At 60.5% G+C, this 842-nt stretch carries 2 pseudogenes; one reads left to right on the top strand and one right to left on the bottom strand.

The annotated features are described in order from the left end of the window. A pseudogene (gene glyA / locus TR36_RS15150) lies at nt 1-167 on the bottom strand (serine hydroxymethyltransferase); the annotation flags it as partial. 28 nt (nt 168-195) lie between these two features. Between glyA and TR36_RS14030 the strand changes: the two are divergent. Then, nucleotides 196-842 (top strand): annotated as a pseudogene (locus TR36_RS14030) (insulinase family protein); the annotation flags it as partial.

The raw sequence follows: 842 nt of genomic DNA, 5'->3' as shown, positions 1-842 counted from the left end.
AGACACAGGTGGTTGTCGGTACCGCCGGAAACGATGTCGATCCCGCCCTTCATCAGTTGGTCGGCCATGGCCGCGGCGTTCGCCTTGACCTGTGCGGCATAGGCCTTGAACTCGGGGCGCAGCGCCTCGCCAAAGGCAACGGCCTTGGCTGCGATCACGTGCATCAACCTGGCTGGAATCTGACGAGGTGACGCAATGAAGATCCTGAAAACCGCGATTGCCCTGATCTGTCTGTCATTGCCGGCATATGCAGCCGTTCCGATCCAGAAAGTGACCTCGCCCGGGGGCATTACCGCGTGGCTGGTCGAAGAGCATGACATCCCCTTTACCGCGCTGGAAATCGAATTCCGGGGCGGCACTTCGCTGGATGCCGAGGGGAAACGCGGCGCAACCAATCTGATGGCCGCAATGCTCGAAGAAGGAACGGGTGACATGGACGCGCAGGCCTTTGCCGCCGCCCGCGACACATTGGCCGCCGACATCGACTTTTCGTCCAACAAGGACATGGTTTCCGTCTCGGCACGTTTCCTGACGGAAAACCGCGATCAGGGGGCCGATCTGCTTCATTCGGCGCTTGTGGCGCCCAGCTTCAACGAAAGTGCGATCACCCGCATCAAGGCGCAGATCATCTCGGGCATCCGGTCATCGAACCAAGACCCGGAGCATATTGCACGCCAGGCGATGGCATCGCTGGTGTTCGGCAACCTGAATGAAGCTGCTGCATGTCCGCTCCAAAAAGCAGATGGCGGTGTCCAATCCCGTCCTGTTCCTTGCAGCGGATCGGGAACTGGCGGAAGAGGCGTGGGCCGGTGATATCATCGGCATTCCGAACCACGGTCAGC

Source organism: Falsirhodobacter sp. alg1, assembly GCF_000739715.2.
In the GTDB taxonomy this organism is placed as follows: domain Bacteria; phylum Pseudomonadota; class Alphaproteobacteria; order Rhodobacterales; family Rhodobacteraceae; genus Falsirhodobacter.
Note: the sequence above shows the minus strand (reverse complement) of the source record. Positions and strands in the feature narration are given on the sequence as shown.